The organism is Nocardioides sp. NPDC006303 (assembly GCF_040613175.1).
Taxonomy (GTDB): Bacteria; Actinomycetota; Actinomycetes; order Propionibacteriales; family Nocardioidaceae; genus Nocardioides.
Genome location: NZ_JBEXRR010000025.1, coordinates 62,235 through 84,252 on the forward strand (window position 1 = coordinate 62,235; position 22,018 = coordinate 84,252).

The window sequence follows — 22,018 nt, forward strand, 5'->3', positions numbered from 1 at the left end:
GCTACGCGCACGACGGCACCAGCCCCTGGCCGGCCAGGTCGGCCCACAGCGCGTCGGGGACCGTGGCTGCAAGACGCTCGAGGTTCTGCCTCACCTGCTCGGGCCGGCCTGCGCCCGCCACCACCGACACGACCCGCGGGTCCTGCAGCGGGTAGTGCAGCGCGGCGGTGGCGATCTCGACCCCGTGCGCCTCGCACACCTCGCCGATACGCAGCGCGCGCTCGAGGATGTCCTCGGGCACCTCGCCGTAGTTGTACATGGCACCCCTGCGTGGGGTGGTGGCGAGCAGGCCGCTGGAGAACACGGCCGCGGCGACAATCCTGGTCCCGTGCCGGTCGCACGCCTCGAGCAGGCCGTCAGCGACGGACTGATCGAGGAGCGTGTAGCGGTTGGCGACCATGACCACGTCGGCGAGGCCGGTCTCGACCGTCGCGGTGAGCGCCTGGACCGACAGGGATCCGGTCCCGATCGCGTCGACCATCCCCTCCTCACGGAGCTTCGCCAGGCCGGCGAGCGCGGTCTCGACTGCCGTCGGGTCACCGGACAGCTCGGGGTCGTGCACGTAGAGGATGTCGACCCGGTCGAGGCCGAGCCGGGTCAGCGACTCCTCCAGGCTGCGGCGTACGCCGTCGGCGGAGTAGTCCAGGACCCGGTGCGAGCTCGCCGGGACCGCGAAGCCCATGTCGTCCTGGGACTCCCCGTCCCAGGTGGGGTTGGGCCGCACGAGCCTGCCCACCTTGGTCGAGACGACGAACTCCGACCGCGGACGCGTCGCCAGGAACCGCCCGATCCTCTCCTCCGACAGTCCCAGCCCGTAGTGGGGCGCGGTGTCGAAGTGACGTACGCCTGCCTGCCAGGCCGCGTCGAGCGTGGCGTGACAGTCCTCGTCGGTGCGCGGCCGGAACAGGTTGCCCATCGGTGCACAGCCGAGTCCGAACAGCGGGATCTCCATCCGCCCTCCTCAACCTCTGACTCCACGGTCATCCGACCGCCACGTCGAGGCTAGACATCTGATGTTTGGGCTGTCAATATGCATTGAGTGCCGTATTCGGCGCTTGCAGACCACCATAGATCCGATTAATCAATGTTGGAGGCCACACCATGAAGTTCGCCCGCCTGGGACCCGCAGGTGAGGAGCTGCCCGTCGTCGTGCTCGAGGACGAGGTGCGCAGCCTGGCCGGTCTCACCGACGACATCGACGGGGCCTTCTGGGCCTCCGACGGACCGGCGCGAGCCGCCGCTGCCCTCGCCGCGGGCGATCTCCCTCTCGTCGAAGGGGCCGACACGCTCCGCGTCGGTGCCCCGATCACCCAGCCGGGCGCCATCGTCTGCATCGGCATGAACTACGCCGCGCACGCCGCCGAGTCCGGCTCGGAGCCGCCCTCGGTGCCGGTCATCTTCTTCAAGGCCCCCAACACCATCGCCGGGCCGAACGACACCGTCACGATCCCGCGCAACAGCACCAAGACCGACTGGGAGGTGGAGCTCGGCGTGGTGATCGGGAAGCGCGCGTCCTACCTCGACTCCCCCGACCAGAGCCTGGAGCACGTCGCGGGCTTCGTGGTCGCCAACGACCTCTCCGAGCGCGAGTTCCAGCTCGAGCTCTCCGGTGGCCAGTGGAGCAAGGGCAAGATCGCCCCCGGCTTCAGCCCGATCGGCCCCTGGGTCGTGACTCCCGACGAGGTCGAGCACCAGAAGCTCGCCATGCGCTCCTTCGTCAACGGTGAACCGCGACAGGACTCCGTGACCGCCGACCAGATCTTCGACGTCGCGACGGTGATCCACCACCTCAGCCAGTTCATGGTGCTCGACCCGGGCGACCTGATCATGACCGGCACCCCGGAGGGCGTCGCGCTCTCCGGCCGCTTCCACTACATCCAGCCCGGCGACGTCGTCGAGATCGAGATCGACGGACTCGGCCGCCAGCGCCAGGAGTACGTCGCCTTCGGGACGCAGTCATGAGGCCCCAGGAAGCGCGCGAGCTCGACGGGCTCGTCGCCCTCGTCACCGGTGGCGCCTCCGGCATCGGCGCCGCCGTCGTCGAGGTCCTGCTGGAGCGGGGCGCCCAGGTCGCAGCCCTCGACCGCGACCCCGAGGGCATCAATCCCAAGGCCCTCGGCATCCGCGCCGACGTCACCGACGACGCGAGCATCCGAGCCGCGGTGGAGCAGACGGTCGCCGACCTCGGCCGGCTCGACATCGTGGTCAACAACGCCGGCATCGGCGCCCAGGGCACCGTCGAGGACAACCCCGACGAGCAGTGGCACGCGGTCTTCGACGTCAACGTCCTCGGCGCCGTACGAGTCTCGCGCGCCGCGCTCCCGCACCTGCGGCGCTCCCCCGCTGCGGCGATCGTGAACGTCGCCTCGGTGGCCGCGACCACGGGCATCCAGCAACGAGCCGTCTACTCCGCGAGCAAGGGTGCCGTGCAGTCCCTGACGCAGGCCATGGCCGCCGACCACCTCCGGGAGGGCATCCGGGTGAACTGCGTGAACCCCGGCACCGCCGCCACCCCCTGGGTGCAGCGCCTGCTCGACTCGGCCGACGACCCCGAGGCCGAGCGTGCCGCCCTGGACGCGCGCCAGCCGCACGGCCGACTGGTCAGCGCGGACGAGGTCGCCCTGGCGGTCGCGTACCTGGCCAGCCCCTCCTCGGGGTCGACCGCCGGCGTGGCCCTGGCGGTCGACGGCGGCATGGCAACGTTACGGTTGCGACCGACCGAGTGAGAGGACCAGGATCCCGATGGCGCTGACCGACGAGGCGATCGAGAAGATCAAGGAGATGATCCTCGACGGCAGCCTGAAGCCCGGCGACCGTCTCCCGCGCGAGGCCGACCTGTCGGTCCAGCTCGGCATCTCCCGCAGCTCCCTGCGAGAGGCGGTGCGCGCCCTCTCGATGATGCGCATCCTCGACGTACGCCAGGGTGACGGCACCTACGTCACCAGCCTGACGCCGGAGATCCTGCTGGAGACGATGGGCTTCGTCATCGACTTCCACCAGGACTCCAGCGTCCTGGACCTCTTCGAGGTACGCCGGGCGCTGGAGCCGCTGGCCGCCGAGAAGGCGGCCCTGCAGATGCCGCCGGACGAGGCCACCGACCTGCTCGCACTGGTCGACTCGGTCACACCCGAGACGTCGCTGGAGGAGGTCGTCGCCAACGACCTGGAGTTCCACCACCGCATCGCCCGCGCGTCGGGCAACACGGTGCTGTGCTCGTTCATCGACGGCGTCGCCAACCGCACCCAGCGGGCCCGGATCTGGCGTGGCGTGACCCAGCAGGACTCCTTCGACCAGACGCAGCGCGAGCACCGCGGCATCGCCCTGGCCATCGCGGACCGACAGCCGAGCATCGCCGCCGCGCTGTCCCTGGCCCACGTCGCGGGCATCGAGAACTGGATCCGCCGCAGCCTCGCCGAGGACCGGGAGGAGGAGCAGGAGTGAGCACACCGACCCAGGGCCGGCTGCACGTCAGCTTCCGGCCCAGCGACCGCGCCCACCAGGCACTGGAGACGCTGCCCGGGCCGGTGACCTGCGCCGCGGATCCTTCCGGGCAGACCCGCGCGGAGCTGCTCTCGGACGTACGCGGGGCCGCCGCGCTCGTCTGCCTGCTGACCGACCGCGTCGATGCCGAGCTGCTCGACGCGGCCGGTCCGTCGCTGCGCATCGTCGCCAACATGGCGGTCGGCCACGACAACATCGACGTCGCCGCCTGCGCCGCTCGCGGCATCACCGTGACCAACACACCGGGCGTGCTCGACGAGGCGACCGCCGACCTCGCCTTCGCGCTGCTGCTCGCGACCTCCCGTCGCGTGGTGGAGGCCGACGCGTTCGTACGCAGCGGCGAGCCCTGGTCCTGGCGGCCGGACCTCTTCGTGGGCCTCGACGTCAGCAGCGGCGCGACCTTGGGCATCGTCGGCCTGGGCCGGATCGGGCTGGCGATGGCGCGGCGCGCCCGCGCCTTCGACATGCGCATCGTCGCGACCCCGTCCCGCTCCGCCGGCGAGGAGGCGGCGCGCCTGGGCATCGAGACCCTGCCGCTGCCCGACCTGTTGGTCACCTCGGACGTGGTGTCGCTGCACTGCCCGCTGACCCCCGAGACCCGACATCTGATCGGCGCCGAGGAACTGCGGCAGATGGGACCGGGCTCGGTCCTCGTCAACACCGCTCGCGGCCCCATCGTCGACGAGGCCGCCCTGGCGGCCGCGCTCGCCGACGGCACGATCGGCGCAGCGGGGCTCGACGTCTTCGAGGACGAGCCGGCTGTCCACCCCGACCTGCTGGCGCTCCCCAACGTCGTCCTGCTGCCGCACATCGGCAGCGCCGGCCGCGCCACCCGCGACCGGATGGCCATGCTCGCGATCGACAACGCCCGCGCCGTGCTCGCCGGCGAGCCCGCGCCGACCCCGGTCCACCCGTAAACAGAGGCCGGCCGCGGGCTCACCCGCGGCCGGCCTTGGTTGGGTCCTAGCGCGGAACCACGGTGTAGGTGCTGCCCCGCCTGGTGCCGAACTCGACGACGTTCTCCTCCGGGCGGGAGACGTCCGTCCCCGCCACCTTGACCGGCTGCTGCGTACGAAGGCGGAGCCGGTTGCCGAGCAGCGACCGGATCCGTGCCACCTCGACCTTGCCGTCGGCCCACTTCAGGTCGACCTCGAAGCCACCGCGGGCGCGCAGGCCACGTACCTTCCCCTCCGGCCATGCCGCCGGCAGCGCCGCCAGGAGGAAGACCTCGCTGGAGTGGCTCTGCATGATCATCTCCGTGATCCCGGAGACGGCGCCGAAGTTCCCGTCGATCTGGAACGGCGGGTGCAGGTCGAAGAGGTTGGGCGCCGTCCGGGACGGGTGCAGCATGTGCTGGACGTGGAGGTAGGCGTTCTCGGGCTCGAGCAGGCGCGCGCGGATGTTCATCTTCCACGCCAGCGACCACCCGGTGGTGACCGCCGGGCCGCGCAGCTCGAGCGCCTTGCGGGCGGCGTCGGCCAGCTCCGGCGTACGCAGCGGGCTGATCTGGTCCGAGGGGAAGACGCCCCACAGATGGGAGACGTGGCGGCTGCGCTCCAGGGCAGCCTCCTCCCAGTCGATCAGCCACTCCTGGAGCTGGCCCAGGTAGCCGATCTGGTTGGGCGGCAGCTGATCCCGCATGGCCACCGCCTGTGCGACGAGCGGGTCGTGCTTACCGAGCGCCTCGGCTGCCTTCTCGAACGCGGTGAACAGGTCGCGCAGTATCTGGCAGTCCATCGTCGGGCCGGCGCAGATGCTGACGCCCTCGTCGTCCTGCTCGTGGTGCTTGATCTCCGGCGAGTGCGACGGGCAGGTGACCATGTAGCCGGACTGCTCGTCGCGCACCATCGTCTCGAGGAAGAACTCGACCGCGCCCCGCAGCGTCGGGAAGTGCTCGGCGAGGTTCGCCTTGTCGCCGGTGTACTCGTAACGCTCCCAGAACAACAGCGAGAGCCAGGCGCCGCCCATCGGCCAGACCCCGTAGTAGGCGAAGTCGACCGGAGCGGTGCCTCGCCAGCCGTCGGTGTTGTGGTGCGCGACCCAGCCCTTGTCCGAGCCCCACATCTGCTTGGCCGTGTTCCGTCCGACCTCCGCGAGCTCCTCGGTCATCGCGAACATCGGGTCCCAGCACTCGGCGAGGTTGGCCGGGCCGGCGGGCCAGTAGTTCATCTGCGCGTTGATATTGAGGGTGTACTTCGACTGCCACTCGGGCTGCATCTTGTAGCTCCACAGGCCCTGCAGGTTGGCCGGCTGGCCCGGGGTCCGGGAGGAGGAGATCAGCAGGTAGCGCCCGAACTGGTACCACAGCGCAGCCAGCTGCGGGTCGCCGCCGTCACGGAACACCGCCACCCGCTCGTCGGTCGGCTTCTCGATCGCGGCGGAGGTGCCGAGGTCGATGTCGACCCGGCCGAAGAGCTTCTGATAGTCCCGCACGTGCGCCGAACGCAGCTGGCCGTAGCCTCGCCCGGTGGCCGCCTCGAGGGGCTTCTCCGCGCGGCGTACGTGGTCGGCGTTCACGTCGGCGTAGTTGCGGTAGCTGGTCGCCATCGTGAGCAGCAGCGTCACCGAGGTGGCGTTGCGCACCCGCAGCTGGGTATCGGCGCACTGGACCGTGCCGCCGTCGGTCTCGGCGCGGACGAGGCTGATGAAACGGACCGCGCCCTCCATCCCCTCCGTGGCCCCGCTGATGCCCTCCAGAGCGAGCGTCCGCGCATCGTGGGGCTGCACGTCGCTCTGCTGCGGCGACTGGAAGGTGGCGTTGAACGAGACCTTTTCGGCCTGGTCCGCGGTGAGGCGGACGACCATCACCTGGTCCGGGTGGCTGACGAACGACTCGCGGCGGTAGCGCACGCCGCCGACCTCGAACTCCGAGATCGCGGTCGCGGTCCGCAGGTCGAGCGAGCGCCGGTAGGTCGTGGGCTCGCCGTCGAGACCCAGGAACTCGAGCAGCAGGTCACCGACCGGCTGGTAGAAGGCCTGCTCACTGGGCCGTCCCATGAACTCCTTGTCGGCGAGACGCTGGGCGCCCACCCAGTTGTCCTCGAAGATCATCCTGCGGATCTCGGGGAGCGCCTCGGCTCCGCCAGGCGGGTCGTAGCTGTGCGGATGACCGGCCCAGACCGAGTCCTCGTTCAGCATCAGCTTCTCGCTGGCCACCCCGCCGAAGACCATCGCGCCCATCCTGCCGTTGCCGATCGCCAACGCCTGGAGCCACTCCTGCGCCGGCTGGCGATACCAGAGCTCGAGGGGATTGGTCTCCGGCTCGTCGGCGGCCGCGGCCGCCTGGGTCACGACCGGCTGCACCAGGGCACCACCGGCCACCGCCGAGGCTGCCTGCAGCACCCGTCGTCTCGTGAAGTCCACCATCAGCTTCCTCCTGACTCACGCCCACCATGGGGCAAACATCGGTTGTTTCAATGTAATAGACATCACACGTCATGTCGATGCTTGCTGAGATTCAAGGCAGTTTTGGCCGGAGTCGGCCTTGTCGACCAGTCAGGCCGAAGCAAATGATCTGATCTCTGACGGGTCAGAGAACTTCCCGAGCCGACGCCTCCGCGGCCGCGAGCCGTTGCTCGTCGAGCCCGTAGAAGCGCCGCGCGCTGCCGGCGTAGATCTCCTCGCGCTCGTCGCTCGACAGACCGGCCAAGGCGTCCCGGAGCCCGGCGAAGACCCGCGCGTAGCCGCCTGCGGCGGTGGAGATGGGCCAGTCTCCGCCGTACATCAGCCGGCTCGGGCCGAACACCTCTACCGCCCGGTCGACGAAGGGCTGGATGCCGGCCACGGTCCAACCGTCGGGGACCGCACCCGGGTACAGCCCGGAGACCTTGCCGAACACCTTCGGGTTCTCCGCCACCCGCTCGATGAGGCTCCACCACGGCTCCCGCTCGGCCTCGCCGATCGGTGGTTTGGAGAGGTGGTCGATCACGATCCGCAGGTCCGGATGCCGTTCGGAGAGTGTCACGACGTGCTCGAGGTGCCGTGGCAGCACCGAGACATGGTCGTAGGTGAGCCCGAGCCGTTCCAGCAGCCCGAGCCCCTCGGCGACATCCGGACGGAGGATCCAATCGGGATCGGGGATGTTGTGGATCAGGTTGCGTACGCCGACCACCCGGTCGTCTCCGCGCAGCGACTCCAGCCGCTCGGCGGCCAGGTCCGGCCGGTCGAGCGGCACGTAGACGACGATCCCCACCACCTCGGGATGTCGGTCGGCGACCTCGATCATCAGGTCGGTGTCCCCGTCGTGGTCGTCGGACTGGACCAGCACGGTCGCGTCCACTCCCTGCGCCCGCAGCTGCGGCTGGACCTCGTCGAAGGTGAACGTCCGGTTGTACTCGGGCACGTCGGGACCGAGCCACGGGTAGGGCGAGCGGGAGAGATCCCAGACGTGCTGGTGGCTGTCGATGATCATCTGAGACGTCACCGGTTCGCCCAGTAGCTGCCGTCCGGATAGGCGTAGGTCGCCACCGACGCGCGATGCATCTCCGCGCTGTAGCCGGGCCGGGACGGCAGCCGGTAGGCGCCGTTCTCGACGATGCACGGGTCGGTGAAGTGCTCGTGGAGATGGTCCACGAACTCGGTGACCCGGTCCTCGAGCGTGCCCGAGACGGCGACGTAGTCGAAGACGGACAGGTGTTGCACGAGCTCGCACAGGCCGACGCCGCCGGCATGAGGACAGACGGGGACGTCGAACTTCCTCGCCATCAGATAGACGGAGAGGATCTCGTTGATGCTGGCCAGCCGCGCGGAGTCGAGCTGGCAGAAGTCGATGGCCTCCGCCTGGAACATCTGCTTGAAGAGCACCCGGTTCATGCCGTGCTCACCGGTGGCCACACCGATCGGGGCCACCGCCTTGCGGACCGCGGCGTGGCCGAGGATGTCGTCAGGGCTGGTCGGCTCCTCGATCCACCACGGCTCGAAGCGGGCCAGCGCGTTGACCCACTCGATGGCCTGCGGCACGTCCCAGACCTGGTTGGCGTCGATCATCAGCTTCGCGTCCCAGCCGATCACCTCCCGGGCGATCTCGCAGCGCCGGATATCGTCCTCCAGGTTGGCGCCGACCTTCAGCTTGATGTGCGTGTAGCCGGAGTCGACCGCTTCGGCGGCCAGCCTGCGCAGCTTGTCGTCGGAGTAGCCCAGCCAGCCAGCCGACGTGGTGTAGCAGGGGTAGCCGGTCTCCTCCAGGTGCCGGATCCGCTCCTCGCGGTGGGGAACGCCGGCACGAAGGATGTCCAGGGCCTCCTCCCGGGTGAGGGCGTCGCTGAGGTACGTCAGATCTGCGACGTCGACGAGCTCCTCGGGAGTCATGTCGGCCAGCAGTCGCCACAGCGGCTTGCCGGCTTCCCGGGCAGCCAGATCCCAGACCGCGTTCATGACCGCGGCGAGGGCCAGGTGCTCGACCCCCTTGTCCGGGCCCAGCCAGCGCAGCTGCGAGTCCGAGGCGAGATCCCGGTAGACCCCGCCCAGGTCACCCACCACATCGCTCACCTCGCGCCCGACCAACGGCTCGCCGCGGCGCTGCGCCGCCAGGGTGCAGATGTCGTTGCCGCGCCCGATGGTGAAGGTGAAGCCGAAGCCGGACAGCTCCGGGTCGTCGGTGCTCACCACGACGTACGTCGCCGAGTAGTCACCGTCCTTGTTCATGGCGTCGGATCCGTCCATCGACACAGAGGTCGGAAAGCGGACATCGGTGACATCGACGGCGGTGATACGGGTCACGAGGGATCCTCCTGTGGAGATGGGTCGCGCTTGTTGACGAGGTAGAGGTGGGTCAGCACCAGCACCGTCTCGCCACGCTGGTTGGTGACGGTGACGAGCTCGTGGACGTACCCGAGCTCGTCCGGCTTCTTCCGGTGCTGCGACGTCTCGGTGATCTCGGCGGTGACGGTGATGGTGTCGCCGATGAACACCGGACCGATGAACCGGATCCGGTCGTAGCCGTAGGACATGGACTGTGGGTTGATGTCGGTGGCCGTCATCCCGACCGCGACCGCGAGGATCAGCGTCCCGTGCGCGATCCGCTGTCCCGCCGGCTGGGTGGCCATCCACTCCGCATCCATGTGGTGCGGAAAGAAGTCGCCCGTCTGGCCGGCGTGCAGGACAATGTCGGCCTCGGTGATCGTGCGTCCCAGGGTGGTCCGGGACTCCCCGACCACGTAGTCCTCGAACCAGCGTTCCTCGACTCTCACCGGGATGCTCCTTCCTCGACGCCGTAGGCGTCGGCTTCCATGACGAGCAGGCGCTCGGCGAGCTCACCGGCCCGGCGGACCAGCTCGGCGTCGGTCATCCGGCCGGCCAGCGCCTCCGTCACCCACGGGGAGACGGTGTCCTGGAACTCCAGATATCCGGCCGTACGCGGCCGCACCCACGCGCCCTCGAGGGTCGCCCGGGTGCCACGGAAGAAGTCCCAGGAGTCTTCGTTGAGCCGGTCGTCGTCCCACGACGAGGCGTAGCCGGGCTGGCCACCGGCGTCGTAGTAGATGCCTGACTGGACCTCCGGCGAGGCGACCCAGAGTGCGTACGCTCGGGCCGCGTCCAGATCTCTCGACCGGGCCGAGACGGCGACGCCGGCGCCTCCGAGCTGCGAGCCGGACACCCCTCGCGGACCTGAGGGCATGTCGACGTACGTGAGGCGATGTGGCCGGAACCCGGCCCGGGAGTAGTTGCTGTACCCGTACATCAGCGGCGCGTAGGCCCACGGCTCGGCGGCGTCGGCCGCCAGCGCCTCGGCGACCTCGATCGGGTTCGCGTCCAGGCACCACGACGGCACCTTCTCGCAGAGCCGATGCATCAGGTCGAGCACGCTCAGCGCATCCTCCTCGGCCAGGAAGCTCCCGGGCTCGGCGTTGACCGGCGTCCCGCGGTTGGCCGCCAGGGTGCACAGCGTCGAGTAGGCGTCGATGGGCTTGCAGGGCCAGAGCACCCTGCCCTCGGCCGCCAGGTCGAGCACCTCCTCCCAGCTGCGGGGCGGAATCGGCAGGCGGCCCGGGCGGTACGCAGCCACCTGAGCGGCGGCGTCCGTGGCCAGGCCGTACTGGCGCCCGCCATGGCGGTACGACGCATGGCTGCTGCCCACGGCATCGGCGGCCAGGGCGGCCAGCTCGTCGTCGAACCCGGCGCCGTCCAGGGGCGCCAGCACCCCTTCGGCGACGGCCAGGGGCACGTGCGGGTGGTCGATGACCATCAGGTCGAAGCGCTCCGCCAGCTCGGCCAGGGGCGCGTCGGCGAACGCCTGCAGAGAGCGGAACTCCCAGCGCACCTCGACCCCGGTCCGGCGCGCGTACTCCTGGGAGGCCGCCACCTGGCAGTCGTAGCCACGCGGGTGCTCCCAGGTCATGCCGTGCAGGACGGTCATCGGTCCCCCTCGAGGTCGTGCTCGCCCAGGCGTGGAGCCGGGCGCGGATTGGTCAGCCGCTCGCCGTCGATGCGGATCGGGCTGCGGGTGGTCGTCAGGGTGAGGCCGTCACGACGAATCTGCTGGGTCATCGCGATGGCCTCGAAACCCTTGTGCTCCACGAGCTCGGAGAGGGTGAGCACCGGGGCGCACCACACGTCCTCGGCGTCCAGGACGGCCAGCCAGGCATCCCGGGTGTCGCTCCGGAGACGGTCACCGATCGCCTGCTCGATCTCCGACTGCCGGTCCCACCAGGTCTGCGGGTCGGTCATCGACTCCAGCTCGGGGAGCCCGAGCAGCCGCCCGATGGTGGGCACGGGGTTCATCGCGATGGCCAGGTAGCCGTCGCTCGTCGGGTAGATGCCGTAGGGAGCCGAGAGGAAGGCGTGGGCCGACCGGGGTCCCTTGCGGCGGACCTCGACCGACGGGTCGTTGAGCCGCGTGGTCAGCAGCTCGAACTCCAGGTCCAGCAGGGACTCCATCAGGCTCGTCTCCGTCAGCCCGCCCTTGCCGGTCCGGAACCGCCGGACCAGCAGGGCGGTGATGCCCTGGGCCAGGTGACAGCTGGCGAGGTGGTCGGCCACCGCGAGCCCGACGGGGACCGGTGGGTCATCGGCCGACCCGTTGAGCCAGGGCAGCCCGGCGATCGCCTGGGCGAGCAGGTCCTGTCCCGGCCGGTCCTGGAACGGGCCGACGCCGCCGTACCCGGTGACGCTGCCGTAGACGATGCTCGGGTTGAGCGCCCGGACGGAGTCGTAGTCGAGACCGATCCGCTCCATCACTCCGGGTCGGAAGTTCTGGACGATCACGTCGGCCTCCGCGACCAGTCCGCGTACGCGCTCGAGGTCGGCGGGATCCTTCAGATCGGCCGCCACGCTCTCCTTGTTCCGGTTCATGGCGTGGAAGGAGAGGCTGTCGCCGTTCACCGTCCGCCCGGCGAAGGCCAGGCTCCGGCCCGCGTCTCCCCCGGCGGGTCGCTCGATCTTGATGACCCGGGCGCCCAGGTCGGCGAGCCTCAGCGCCGCCACGGGACCGGCCAGGAACTGGCTGAAGTCCAGGACCGTGACGCCCTCCAGAGGCAGGTCGGAGGCGCGCAGGCGGGTGCCACTCATCGGCGTTCCTTTCAGATGGTCACTGGTCATACGCCGGCGGCTCTCCGCCGCGGGCTGCGTCCGTGTACGCCGCCTCGACGACCGCCATGGTGCGGAAGACGTCCTCGACCCCGGTGGGCAGAGACGGGATCGACCCCTCGAGAAAGCGTTGGACCACGGCCATGGAGCCGATGAAGGCGTCGGGGAACCAGGACCCCTCGAACGGCACCGGTCGCCAGCCGTCGTCGAGCCGGTCGTCGGTGACCAGCTCGAGCGAGTCCTCACCCCCGCGCGGGTAGTCCAGCAGCAGACCGAGCTGCGTACGGATGGCGCCGCGGGTGCCCTCCCACTTGACGAAGGACTCCTCGTGCCGGGGCCCGTAGTGGTGGTCGTGGTTGGTGGAGACGACCACCCTGATCGGTCGCTCGCCGTAGCTCAGCGCGATGTCGGAGCGGCTGTTGGCGTGAGACTTCTCGGGGTGGCGCACGGTGACGGCGTGGACCCCGGTCGGATCCCCCAGGAAGGAACGCACCAGATCCAGGTAGTGGACGCTGTGCATGTTGATCTCGAGCCGGTCCAGATCGAGCACGTACGGGAACATCTCCCACGGGGTCCGCACCGAGACCCGGACCTCCAGGTCGTAGAGCTCCCCGATCGCGCCGGCAGCGATGAGCTCGCGGGCAGCTACGACGTACGGCGCGAACCGGAGCTGGGTGTTGACCGCCGCCACGAGGCCCTTGCGCCGGCACACCTCGCGGGTGCGGACTCCCTCGGCCAAGTGGTTTCCCAAGGGCTTCTGCAGCAGGACGGCAGCCCCGTCGGGCAGCTGCTCGAGGACCTCGACGTGCGCCTCGGGCGGAAGGGCGACGTCGTAGACCGCGTCGGCCGGAGCCGACCGGACCGCGTCCGCGACGCTCTCGTGCATGGCATGGATGCCATACCGTTCGGCGAGGTCCCGGGCCCGCTCGGGGACGAGGTCGGTGATGCTGGCGACCTCGAACCCCGCCTTCGCGTACGCTGGCAGGTGAGCGTCTCGGACGATCCCGCCGGCGCCCACGAGCACGATCGGGCGCGGGGTCTTCGGCAGCTCGGCCGAGTAGCCAGGGTGCGGGTCGAACTCCGGTGGTGGATGCGGGGCCATCAGCCCTTCACCGCCCCCATCGTCTCGCCCCGCATCAGGAACTTTTGCGCGCCGAGGAAGACGATCAGCAGCGGCAGCATCGAGATGAAGGTCGCCAGCGCCAGCTGCGGCATGTAGAGCTTCACGTCGAGCCCGGCGGCGACGGTCGGGTTGAACAGCGGACTCGCGCCGATCAGCTGCTGCAGCCCGACGGGGAGGGTCTGGTTGTTCTGGTTGGAGGAGAGCAGCGCCAGCGGCAGGAAGAAGTTGATCCAGTTGGCGACGAAGGCGAAGAAGCCGACCAGCACCGCGGCCTGGCGGGAGATCGGGAGCGCGACCCGCCAGAAGATCGACACCTCGCCGAGACCGTCGATCCGGGCTGCCTCGACGAGCTCCTGGGGCATGGTGGTCATGAAGTGGATGTAGGCCAGGTAGACCCCGAACGGGAAGAAGCCCATGATCAGCCCCACCGGCCAGAGCTCGCCGACCGCGCCGATGGCGTTCACCTCGAGGAAGATCGGGATGACCAGCACGGTGTTCGGCATCACCATCGTGATCAGGGTGATCAGCAGGACGGGCCGGCGGGCGCGGAACCTCAGCCGGGCCAGCGCGTACCCCGCCGGTAGAGCGGCGACGACCGCCAGCAGCGCGCCCCCGCCGGCCACGGCGAGCGTGTTGAGCAGCCAGCGGGTGTACAGCCCGCCGCCGCCGGGGCCGAAACCGTTGACCTGCGACCAGCTGTACTGCGCGTTGTCCCAGGACATGTCGCCGAAGCCGAACGGTCCGCCGGCCCCGGAGGCGACGCCCTCGTTGGAGCGGAACGCCATCGCGATGAAGCCGGTGATCGGCAGGACGAACATGCACGCGACGAACAGCATCGTGACGACGCGAGCAGTCTTGCCGACGCTCCAGTCGAACATGCCTCGCTTCGCCCCGGGCGCTCGGCGCCCGGCCACGGTGGTCTGGCTCATCAGTGCTCCTCCTCACCGAACAGGCCGGTTCTGAAGACGACCAGCAGGCCGATCCCCAGCGTGATCACGAGCAGGATCAGCGACATCGCGGCGGCTGCGGGGAAGTTGTAGTTGCTGAAGGCGAAGGCATAGCCCAGCTGGGTGGGCGTCCAATGATCGTCCAGCGCGTTGCTGGCGACCTGGTCGAGCAGCTGTGGCTCGAGGAACAGCTGGAACCCGTAGGCGAGGTTCATCAGCACGGCGTACCCGATCCACGGCCGGATGATCGGCAGCTTGACGTGCCAGGCCAGCTGCCATTCGTTGGCACCGTCCAGCCGCGCCGCCTCGAGCGTCTCCTCCGAGATCCCGTTGAGGCCGCCGTTGACCACGATGACCCACTGCCCGACGCCCTGGAAGAACATCATCGCGGCCAGGATGAACGGCAGATTCCCGGGGCCGGCGACCGCCTGCTTGATGGTGTCGACGCCCAGCGCCTGCCAGAACCCCTCGATCGGGGACTGGCTCGGGTTGAGCAGGTAGACCCAGAGGACGAGGTTGGCGACGCCGGCCAGAGCCCCGGGGATGTAGTAGACGAACCGCATCGACGACCCGAACCATCCGGGACTGGCATGGACCAGCAGGGCCAGCCCGACGATGCCGATCGTCATGATCGGAAGCCAGACCACCAGTGTCGCGAAGATGTTCACGAACGTGTCGACGAACCGGTAGTCCGTGACGACGGTCCTGAAGCTGTCCACGCCCCCGAAGCCCCCGCTGGGGTCCAGCGGCGTCGGCGCCTTCTCCAGGGATGTCTTGATCGCGTACGCGACGGGGATGATGCCCGCGATCATCAGCAGGACGAGGTAGGGCGCCATCAGCACCCAGGCGCCACGCGTCTCGCTGGGCCGCGCGACGCGTCGCCGGGGACGACGCCGCGCGCCCGGTTCAGGCGGCGAGGTGGCGACGTCCTCCATCAAGGCGGTCGACATGTTGCTCCTCCGATGTGTCCGGGCCACCGTGAGGCCCCGATGTGACTGGGATGGCGTCCCTTCGGCCCGGTACCGGGCCGAAGCTGCTCGTGCGCGGCCGTGCTATTCGACCGTGTAGCCCATCGCCTTCGCCTGGCTGACCAGCTCGTCCCCGAAGGACGTCCAGGCCTGGTCGACGTCGCCTCCCGAGGCAAGAGCGGCGGCCATGGTCTCGGTCCACACCGCTCCGGTGTTGTAGAGCATGTAGGCGTGGCCGTCGACGACGTAGTCGTTGGCCTTCTTCATCGCCTCGAACGTGGCCTCGTTGTCGGCGAAGTAGTTGGCCTTGGCCTGCTTCTCCGCCCATGCGTCCTGCACGGGACCGTACGCCGGCAGACCGGTGGAGAGCTCGACCTGCCACTTCGGGTCGGTGGCGACGAACTCGGCGAACTTCAGCGTGTTCTCGAGCTGCTTGCCCGTGATGTGGTTCGAGACGCCCCAGAGGCCCCCGCCCTCGTTGCCGGTGGAGGGCTCGCTCTCACCGTCCCACGCGAGAGGCTCCACGGCGGTCATCTCACCGGCGGGGATCTTCCAGGTCTGGTTGAAGAGGTAGTCGCCCCACCACGCAGCGCCGGGGCTCATGACCAGGTCCTTGCCGACCTTGGCCGCGTCCGGATCGAAGATGCCGACGGTCGAGAGTGCCTTGCCCTCCAGCATCGTGCCGATCAGGTCTACCGCTCGGGTGCACTTGGCGTCGGCGGTGTCGATGTGGACGACGGTCTCGGACTGTCGGTCGTTGGTCGGGCAGCCCGACCCCCACAGATAGCGGTCCGGGGCGTACGCGTCGCCGGTGAAGCCGCTGATCTTGCCCGGGTGCTCCTTGGCGATCTGGATGGCCAGGTCGCCGTACTCCTCCCAGGTCGTCGGCGCCTCATAGCCGTTGGCGTCGAAGAAGGCCTTGTTGTACCAGAACACGTCGGGGGCCGCGTCGTTGCGCAGGCACCGGACCTGGCCGTCGATCTCGCAGGCGGAGTTGATCGAACCCTCGTAGCCGTCGAGCACGTCGGGCAGGTGGTCGCTCAGGTCGAGCGTGTAGTCGATCTGCGCACCGGAGGCCCAGGCGATGTCGTCGTTGGACGGGAAGAAGATGGCGTCCGGCCAGCCCTGTCCGGCCTCGTTGAACTGGGCGAACTGCTGCTGGAGAGACTTGCCTCCGACGGTCCCGTCGATCTGGTTGATCTTGATGTCGATGTCGGGGTACGCCTTCTTGAAGGCGTTCGCGGCAGGCACTCGCGGCGGGTCGACCCAGACGGTGATCGCGCCACCGGAGTCAGTCTTCTCGCCCGCGGCATCATCTCCTCCGCCGGAGCCGCAGGCGCTCAGCACCGCGGCTGTCAGCAGGGTCACGGCGGCCACCAGGGCCGCCCGGTGACGTGAACCGAGTGGATTTCGCTTCATGGACATGGCTCCTTCGACGATGTGTCCCGAGCGGGGTGCAGTGTGACGCAGACCACTGCTCAAACGTTAGAGCAGATCCCTGCGGGTGGTCAATCGTTTGAGTGGATCTTCCTCGCAGGCCTTGACGATCCGCGGCTGACGACGTCAAAGTGATCGGCGTCACTCAAACGATTGAGCAAGTCAAACGATTGATCTCACTGCGAGCCGACACCCACCCGACGGCGAGCCGGCTCGGGAAGAAGGACCATGCGTACCACTCGTTCCCTGGTCACCTTGACGACACTGCTGACGATGCTGGCGACCCTGTTCGCCGCCTCCCCCGCGAATGCAGCCGACGGGACGCCCGCGGCATCGCGAACCACCTCCGCCTGGCTCCACGACGCCCTCCGGGTCGACACCGCGGACCTGCTGTCGCGCTCCGACCTCGTCCTCGCCACAGCACCCTGGCGCGCCGACCAAGCCGTGCCGCTCGCCAACGGCGAGCTCGGCGCCGGCGTCTGGGCAGCCAACGGCTGGACCGCTCAGCTGAATCGTGGCGACACCTTTCCGGAGCTGAAGTCGGCCGGCCAGCTGGTGTTGCCAGACCTCTACGGCCTCTCCTCCGCCGAGGACTATCGCGGTCGCCTCTCGTTGCACGACGCGACGCTCACCCAACGCGGCAACGGCATGACGGTGCGCAGCTACGTGCGCGCCGACTCCGACCAGCTCATCGTCGAGGTGGACGGTGCCGACCCCGATAAGCAGCAGACCGCCGAGCTCGGCCTGTGGGAGGGCCGTACGCCGACCGTATGGGCCCACGGTGACACTGCTGTCGTCGCGGAGACCTTCACCGACGAGTCGAACGCCCGCTCCACCGGGCAGCTGGCCGCGGTGACCGCCCAGGCACGCGATGTGCGGGCCGAGGTCGTCGACGAGCTCGGCGTACGGCTGAAGTTCCGCCCGGGTGCTGACGGACGCTTCCGCATCGTGCTGGGCGTCCCGTCCTGGACCGGCGAGGACGTGGCCCGCGCGGCCGCGACCGCCACCCGGGTTCCGTCGCACCCGCAGCAGGACCACCTGGACGAGTGGCATCGCTACTGGGAGGGCGCGGCACCGATGCGCCTGGACAGCCCCGACGGGTCCGCCCGCTACTTCGAGGCGCTCCGGGCCATGCACCTCTACGTCGCGAAGGCCTCCAGCGGCGCCGCGGTGCCGGCCAGCCACGGCGGGGTGACGAGCCTGTGGTCGTCGTACCGCGACGACATCCACTGGTCCTCGGACGCCTGGTGGCACTTCAACCTGAGGCAGCCGGTGTGGGCGAACCTGGGCGCCGACACCGCCGACCAGAACGCCCCGTACTTCGACCTCTACCTCGACCGGATCGAGGAGATGAAGGCGTGGACGAAGGCGAACTGGCCGGAGGCCGACGGGATCTGCGTCCCCGAGTTCCTGGTGTACGACGGCACCGCCGAAGCATGCGTGAGCGCGATGGAGCCGTCATGGCTCAACCGCATCCTCTCGACCGGGGCCGAGCTGGTCGAGAACGTCCGTCTCCAGTCCGACTACACCGGCGACCGCGAGCTCCTGGACCGTGCCTATCCGCTGCTCGAGGGCGTCGCCGAGTTCTACCTCTCGGTCCTGGAGGAGGGCGACGACGGGCGGCTGCACCTGCACCACGTCAACGCGCTGGAGACGCAGTGGGACACGACCGACCCGACGCCCGACGTGGCGGGCATGCGCACGATCTTCCCGTTCCTGGCCGAGGTCACGAAGGAGCACGGGAACCTGCGTCTCGCCGAGCAGATCGAGGCGGCGATCCCGCGGCTTCCCGAGCTGCCGACGACGGTCCGCGACGGCAAGGAGGTGATCGCCTGGTCCGCGACCGACGAGGAGGACCACAACACCCAGAACCCCGACCTCGAGGCGATCTGGCCGTGGCGAGTGGTCGGCGCAGAGGACCAGATCGCCCACGACACCTTCACGACGCGCGTGTTCGACCAGACCCGGGAGTGGGCCTCTGACGCCCAGCAGGCCGCATGGCTGCACCGCTCCGATGACATGGTCGACCTGCTCGAGCAGGGTACGAGCGACTTCCAGGTGTTCGACAACGGGTTCGCCGCACACAGCAAGAACCACGACCCGCTGCGCGGCGGTGGCTTCTACGACACCTGGAACGCGGTCGTCGCCTCCACGGTCCAGGACGCCCTCGTGCAGGACGACCACGGCACGGTACGGATCGCGCCCGCGATCCCGGATGACTGGAGCGTGACCGGGGCCGTCCAGATCCCGGGCGGGCACCGGGTCGACGTCGAGGTCCAAAGCGGTGAGCCCACGCTCGTCGGCATCGAGGCCGGGAGCCAGGACCGGATCGAGGTGGCGAACCCGTGGCCCGGTCAGCGGGTCGAGGTGCGGGACGCTCGCGGCCGGCTCGTCGAGCATGGCTCGGGAGGCGTCCTTCGGTTCGCCACCACCGAGGGTGCGTCCTACCGGGTCGCGCCGGCCGGCGCGAGCTATCGCTTCGTGCCGCTCGGCGGCTCTGCCGCCCAGGCCCCGCTGGAGCTGGGCGCCAGGACGTACGGCGTCGCGACGAGCACGCCTCAGGTGGTCAGCGACACCGTGAGTGTGCTCGCCCCGAGCAAGCTGCGGGCAATGTTGCGCGCGCAGGAAGGTGCGCCGATCTACGTCGATCGCGCGTACGTGGTCAGCGACCTGCCGGACGAGCTCGCCGGGACGGTCATGGTGAGGGGCGCCAACGACGACTCCAAGGTCGTCTCCGACGAGTACCTCACCCTGGAGATCTCCGAGCCCACCACGGTGTGGGTCGCGTTCGACGATCGCGGCGAGAACGTGTGGTGGCCGCAGTGGCTCACCGACGGCGGCTGGACCCGTACGTCGTCGACGGTGGGCACCACCGACCGGCAGCTGGTGCTCTTCCGGAAGGAGGTGCCGGCCGGCACGCTCACGCTCGGCGGCAACTCGGGAGTCTCAGGTCAGGGCGGATCCAGCTACGTCACGTTCGTACGGGAGCCCTGAGCCCCGCGGCTGGGTCGTTTGAGAGCTCGGCCTCGAGTTCTCAGACGGCCCGGCGCGGTGGCGCCGTGGACTCCCGCACGATGAGCTCCGGGGCGGGGTCGGTGATCATCTCGTCGGCCATCTCACCGGTCTCGATGCGGCGGACGACGCTGCGTACGGCCGCGCGGCCCATGTCGTAGAACTGCATCTTGACCGCGGTCAGCGGTGGCCAGGTGTTCTCAGCGGTCCAGGAGTCGTGCACGGTGGCCACGGACAGGTCCTCGGGGACACGGATCCCGTCGGCTCGGGCGGCCGCGAGGAGACCGATGGCGGCGTTGACGTTGGCGACCACGATCCCGGTGGGCCTCGGGTCCCGCTCCATCAGCCGCCGCAGGGCGGTGCGGCCGTTGTCGGCGGTGTAGCCGACCCGCGTCTCGTAGTCCTGCCGGACCGGTAGCCCGGCCTCGACAAGGGCCTCCTTGTAGCCCACCCGGCGTCGCTTCGCCGTGAACGACCGGGGAAGACCGTTGGCGAATGCGATCCTCTCGTGGCCGAGGTCGATCAGGTGCTGGGTGGCGATCCGGGCACCGGTGCGGTCGTCGAGGGCGACCGAGCCGACGTGTCCCGGATAGGTGGAGTTGATCAGCACAATCGGAGCGCCCGAGGCCAACAGCTCCCCCATCCCCGCCGGCGCGACACCGTCGCCCACCTGGATGACCATGCCGTCCACGCGTCCCTCACCGATGAGCCGGGCGATCATCTCGCCCCCGGGACGTACGTCGTCGGCGCGGCCGAGCAGCAGGGTGTAGCCCCTCGCGGCGGCCTCGTCCTCGGCTCCGTGCATGAGCTCGGTGAACAGGGCGTTGGTCAGGTCGGGCACCACCAGACCGACCACCTGGGTTCGCGCCGACTTCAGGGCACGACCGGCGAAGTTGGGGCGGTAGTGCAGGTCCTTGGCCGCCTGCACGATCCGCTCGCGGGTCGCCTCGCTCACCCGGGCCGACGGCGCGTCGCTGAGCACCCGCGAGACAGCTGAGATCGAGACACCGGCAAGGGCTGCGACATCGCCGAGGGTGGCCATGGGCCGCAGCCTAGCTCTGCCCGGCAGCGGCGGCTTGGGACTCGGCGACTCCGGCGTGGCAGGAGCCGGTTGGCCGTCACCGGCCATGCGGGTCACCCCCGAGCGGGTCGGCTCCCTCGCTCAGGATGCCGTGCTCACCGAGCCGAGGTGCGCCCCGACGTCGACGGAGGATCTCGCCGTCGACGCGGATGGGGCTGCGCGTGGTCTTCAGGGTCACCGGTGTGCCGCCCGGTTCCGGGGCCGAGCGCTCGACCTCCTGGGTCATCTCGAGCGCAGCGAACTCCGGTGAGGCGAGCAGCTCCTCGAGGGTGAGCACCGGAGCCAGCCACCAGCTCGGCCCGTCCTGCGCAGGCAGTGCGTCCAGCCAGGCGGCCGTGGTGTCACGTCCCAGAGCGGAGGCGATCAGGTCGTTCACCCGGTCGGGCTGCTTCTCCCACTCCCCGGTGGCCGCGAGCTGGGTCAGCTCGGCGTCGCCCAGCGTGGTCGCGAGCAGGTCGAGGGGTGCGCCGGACAGCGCGACGTAGCCGTCCTTGGTGGCGTAGATCCCGGTCGGGGTCCAGGCGGACATCGGACGGGGCGAGCCCGCCAGATCCTCGCCCTCGGGTCGCGTCAGAAGCGTCGCCTGCAGGTCGAGCATGCCCTCGAGCAGGCTGGTCTCCACGAGCCCGCCCCGGCCGGTCCTGGCCCGGCGTACGAGCAGTGCGGTCACGCCTTCGGCGAGGTGGCAGCTCATCAGGTGGTCCGCGAGGGAGAGCCCGATCGTCATCGGCCGGTCCGCACCGGCGAGCCACGTCGCCCCTGACACCGCCTGGGCAAGAAGGTCCTGGCCGGGTCGGCTCACCCAGGGTCCCGTGTCGCCGTAGCCCGAGGCGCTCGCATAGACGAGCCCCGGATTGAGCTCGCGCACGCTCGCGTAGTCGAGGCCGATGCGTTCCATGACCCCGGGCCGAAAGTTCTCGATGATGACGTCGGCGCGAGCGACGAGGTCCTTCACCCGAGCCAGGTCCGCCGGGTCCTTGAGGTCGGCGACGACCGCCTCCTTGTTGCGGTTCATCGCATGGAACGAGAGCGTGTCCCCCGCCGCCGAGCGACCTGCGAACGCAAGCGTCCGACCGATCTCGCCGGTGTGCGGCCGCTCGACCTTGATCACCCGCGCGCCCAGATCCGCCAGCCGAAGCGCTGCGACCGGGCCCGCCAGGAACTGGCTGAAGTCCAGGACCACGGTCCCGGCGAGAGGCAGATCCTCCGGTTGCATCGCCACTCCCCCATCGCGCGATCAATCGTTTGCGCAATAGTACGGGTCCGCCCGCACGGAGAGCAAGAAGTGCCGAGGCGTCGCCTGCGTCGGCCGAGGCGTCACGTACGTCGGCCGAGCCGGCAGGGCGCTGCCGACTCGGGATGCAAGCTGGGAGAGCGGGACCTCGATCGTATGCGCGAGGCCAACCGCCGGTTCGCGGAGGCGGTG

The 22,018-nt window shown here is 69.7% G+C and carries 18 protein-coding genes; 5 read left to right on the forward strand and 13 right to left on the reverse strand.

The window, feature by feature from the left end; translation table 11 throughout:
- Nucleotide 1 precedes the first annotated feature (1 nt).
- Complete coding sequence (locus ABZY89_RS18975) at nt 2–952, reverse strand: aldo/keto reductase (RefSeq protein WP_355229670.1); 951 nt, start codon at nt 950–952, stop codon at nt 2–4.
- A gap of 149 nt (nt 953–1,101) precedes the next feature.
- Between ABZY89_RS18975 and ABZY89_RS18980 the strand changes: the two genes are divergently transcribed.
- The 4 genes from ABZY89_RS18980 to ABZY89_RS18995 are packed head-to-tail and all read left to right on the forward strand — an operon-like array spanning nt 1,102 to nt 4,418.
- A complete protein-coding gene (locus ABZY89_RS18980) occupies nt 1,102–1,962 on the forward strand; it encodes a fumarylacetoacetate hydrolase family protein (protein WP_355229672.1) in 861 nt (286 codons plus the stop codon).
- Nucleotides 1,959–2,726 (forward strand): SDR family oxidoreductase, encoded by a 768-nt coding sequence (locus ABZY89_RS18985; protein WP_355229673.1) that lies wholly within the window; start codon nt 1,959–1,961, stop codon nt 2,724–2,726. The genes ABZY89_RS18980 and ABZY89_RS18985 overlap by 4 nt, the downstream gene beginning before the upstream one ends.
- 16 nt (nt 2,727–2,742) lie before the next feature.
- Nucleotides 2,743–3,441 carry a FadR/GntR family transcriptional regulator gene (locus ABZY89_RS18990; protein WP_355019285.1) on the forward strand — a complete coding sequence of 233 codons (699 nt, stop codon included), beginning with the start codon at nt 2,743–2,745 and terminating at the stop codon, nt 3,439–3,441.
- Nucleotides 3,438–4,418, forward strand: a complete 981-nt coding sequence (locus ABZY89_RS18995) for a D-glycerate dehydrogenase (RefSeq protein ID WP_355229675.1) — start codon at nt 3,438–3,440, stop codon at nt 4,416–4,418. The genes ABZY89_RS18990 and ABZY89_RS18995 overlap by 4 nt, the downstream gene beginning before the upstream one ends.
- 46 nt (nt 4,419–4,464) lie before the next feature.
- Here the strand turns inward: ABZY89_RS18995 and ABZY89_RS19000 are convergent, their stop codons facing one another.
- The 10 genes from ABZY89_RS19000 to ABZY89_RS19045 form a co-directional block, all read right to left on the reverse strand.
- A complete protein-coding gene (locus ABZY89_RS19000) occupies nt 4,465–6,867 on the reverse strand; it encodes a glycoside hydrolase family 95 protein (protein WP_355229677.1) in 2,403 nt (800 codons plus the stop codon).
- Between the two features lie 163 nt (nt 6,868–7,030).
- On the reverse strand, nt 7,031–7,924 hold the full coding sequence (locus ABZY89_RS19005) for an amidohydrolase family protein (protein ID WP_355229679.1): 894 nt from the start codon (nt 7,922–7,924) through the stop codon (nt 7,031–7,033).
- Nucleotides 7,921–9,219, reverse strand: a complete 1,299-nt coding sequence (locus tag ABZY89_RS19010) for an L-fuconate dehydratase (protein WP_355229681.1) — start codon at nt 9,217–9,219, stop codon at nt 7,921–7,923. The genes ABZY89_RS19005 and ABZY89_RS19010 overlap by 4 nt, the downstream gene beginning before the upstream one ends.
- A complete protein-coding gene (locus tag ABZY89_RS19015) occupies nt 9,216–9,689 on the reverse strand; it encodes a MaoC/PaaZ C-terminal domain-containing protein (RefSeq protein WP_355229683.1) in 474 nt (157 codons plus the stop codon). The genes ABZY89_RS19010 and ABZY89_RS19015 overlap by 4 nt, the downstream gene beginning before the upstream one ends.
- Nucleotides 9,686–10,855 (reverse strand): extracellular solute-binding protein, encoded by a 1,170-nt coding sequence (locus ABZY89_RS19020; protein ID WP_355229685.1) that lies wholly within the window; start codon nt 10,853–10,855, stop codon nt 9,686–9,688. Before ABZY89_RS19020 ends, ABZY89_RS19015 begins: the two co-directional genes overlap by 4 nt.
- Nucleotides 10,852–12,006: a CaiB/BaiF CoA-transferase family protein gene (locus tag ABZY89_RS19025; protein ID WP_355229687.1), complete on the reverse strand. Its 1,155-nt coding sequence runs from the start codon at nt 12,004–12,006 to the stop codon at nt 10,852–10,854. The genes ABZY89_RS19020 and ABZY89_RS19025 overlap by 4 nt, the downstream gene beginning before the upstream one ends.
- Nucleotides 12,007–12,025: 19 nt before the next feature.
- Nucleotides 12,026–13,126, reverse strand: a complete 1,101-nt coding sequence (locus ABZY89_RS19030) for a Gfo/Idh/MocA family oxidoreductase (protein ID WP_355229689.1) — start codon at nt 13,124–13,126, stop codon at nt 12,026–12,028.
- Nucleotides 13,126–14,076 carry a carbohydrate ABC transporter permease gene (locus ABZY89_RS19035; RefSeq protein WP_355229691.1) on the reverse strand — a complete coding sequence of 317 codons (951 nt, stop codon included), beginning with the start codon at nt 14,074–14,076 and terminating at the stop codon, nt 13,126–13,128. The genes ABZY89_RS19030 and ABZY89_RS19035 overlap by 1 nt, the downstream gene beginning before the upstream one ends.
- Complete coding sequence (locus ABZY89_RS19040) at nt 14,076–15,044, reverse strand: sugar ABC transporter permease (RefSeq protein ID WP_355229693.1); 969 nt, start codon at nt 15,042–15,044, stop codon at nt 14,076–14,078. Before ABZY89_RS19040 ends, ABZY89_RS19035 begins: the two co-directional genes overlap by 1 nt.
- Nucleotides 15,045–15,146: 102 nt before the next feature.
- On the reverse strand, nt 15,147–16,481 hold the full coding sequence (locus ABZY89_RS19045; protein ID WP_355229694.1) for a hypothetical protein: 1,335 nt from the start codon (nt 16,479–16,481) through the stop codon (nt 15,147–15,149).
- Nucleotides 16,482–16,727: 246 nt separating this feature from the next.
- On the opposite strand from ABZY89_RS19045, the gene ABZY89_RS19050 reads away from it, so the two are divergent.
- Nucleotides 16,728–19,493, forward strand: a complete 2,766-nt coding sequence (locus tag ABZY89_RS19050; protein WP_355229695.1) for a hypothetical protein — start codon at nt 16,728–16,730, stop codon at nt 19,491–19,493.
- Between the two features lie 40 nt (nt 19,494–19,533).
- Here ABZY89_RS19050 and ABZY89_RS19055 read toward each other — a convergent pair whose 3' ends face one another.
- Entirely contained in the window at nt 19,534–20,553 is a 1,020-nt protein-coding gene (locus ABZY89_RS19055; protein ID WP_355229697.1) for a LacI family DNA-binding transcriptional regulator, read from the reverse strand.
- 76 nt (nt 20,554–20,629) lie between these two features.
- The gene (locus ABZY89_RS19060; RefSeq protein ID WP_355229699.1) at nt 20,630–21,808 is read right to left on the reverse strand and encodes a CoA transferase; all 1,179 of its coding nucleotides are present in this window, start codon (nt 21,806–21,808) and stop codon (nt 20,630–20,632) included.
- Nucleotides 21,809–22,018: the final 210 nt, after the last annotated feature.

What these genes read in the sequence shown, in the direction of transcription:
- ABZY89_RS18985 (WP_355229673.1), top strand. Translation starts at nt 1,959, where the DNA reads ATGAGGCCCCAGGAAGCGCGCGAGCTCGACGGGCTCGTCGCCCTCGTC.
- ABZY89_RS19020 (WP_355229685.1), bottom strand. Translation starts at nt 10,855, where the DNA reads ATGACCGTCCTGCACGGCATGACCTGGGAGCACCCGCGTGGCTACGAC.
- ABZY89_RS19030 (WP_355229689.1), bottom strand. Translation starts at nt 13,126, where the DNA reads ATGGCCCCGCATCCACCACCGGAGTTCGACCCGCACCCTGGCTACTCG.
- ABZY89_RS18990 (WP_355019285.1), top strand. Translation starts at nt 2,743, where the DNA reads ATGGCGCTGACCGACGAGGCGATCGAGAAGATCAAGGAGATGATCCTC.
- ABZY89_RS19025 (WP_355229687.1), bottom strand. Translation starts at nt 12,006, where the DNA reads ATGAGTGGCACCCGCCTGCGCGCCTCCGACCTGCCTCTGGAGGGCGTC.
- ABZY89_RS18975 (WP_355229670.1), bottom strand. Translation starts at nt 952, where the DNA reads ATGGAGATCCCGCTGTTCGGACTCGGCTGTGCACCGATGGGCAACCTG.
- ABZY89_RS19060 (WP_355229699.1), bottom strand. Translation starts at nt 21,808, where the DNA reads ATGCAACCGGAGGATCTGCCTCTCGCCGGGACCGTGGTCCTGGACTTC.
- ABZY89_RS19035 (WP_355229691.1), bottom strand. Translation starts at nt 14,076, where the DNA reads ATGAGCCAGACCACCGTGGCCGGGCGCCGAGCGCCCGGGGCGAAGCGA.
- ABZY89_RS19055 (WP_355229697.1), bottom strand. Translation starts at nt 20,553, where the DNA reads ATGGCCACCCTCGGCGATGTCGCAGCCCTTGCCGGTGTCTCGATCTCA.
- ABZY89_RS19000 (WP_355229677.1), bottom strand. Translation starts at nt 6,867, where the DNA reads ATGGTGGACTTCACGAGACGACGGGTGCTGCAGGCAGCCTCGGCGGTG.
- ABZY89_RS19040 (WP_355229693.1), bottom strand. Translation starts at nt 15,044, where the DNA reads ATGTCGACCGCCTTGATGGAGGACGTCGCCACCTCGCCGCCTGAACCG.
- ABZY89_RS18980 (WP_355229672.1), top strand. Translation starts at nt 1,102, where the DNA reads ATGAAGTTCGCCCGCCTGGGACCCGCAGGTGAGGAGCTGCCCGTCGTC.
- ABZY89_RS19050 (WP_355229695.1), top strand. Translation starts at nt 16,728, where the DNA reads ATGCGTACCACTCGTTCCCTGGTCACCTTGACGACACTGCTGACGATG.
- ABZY89_RS19045 (WP_355229694.1), bottom strand. Translation starts at nt 16,481, where the DNA reads ATGAAGCGAAATCCACTCGGTTCACGTCACCGGGCGGCCCTGGTGGCC.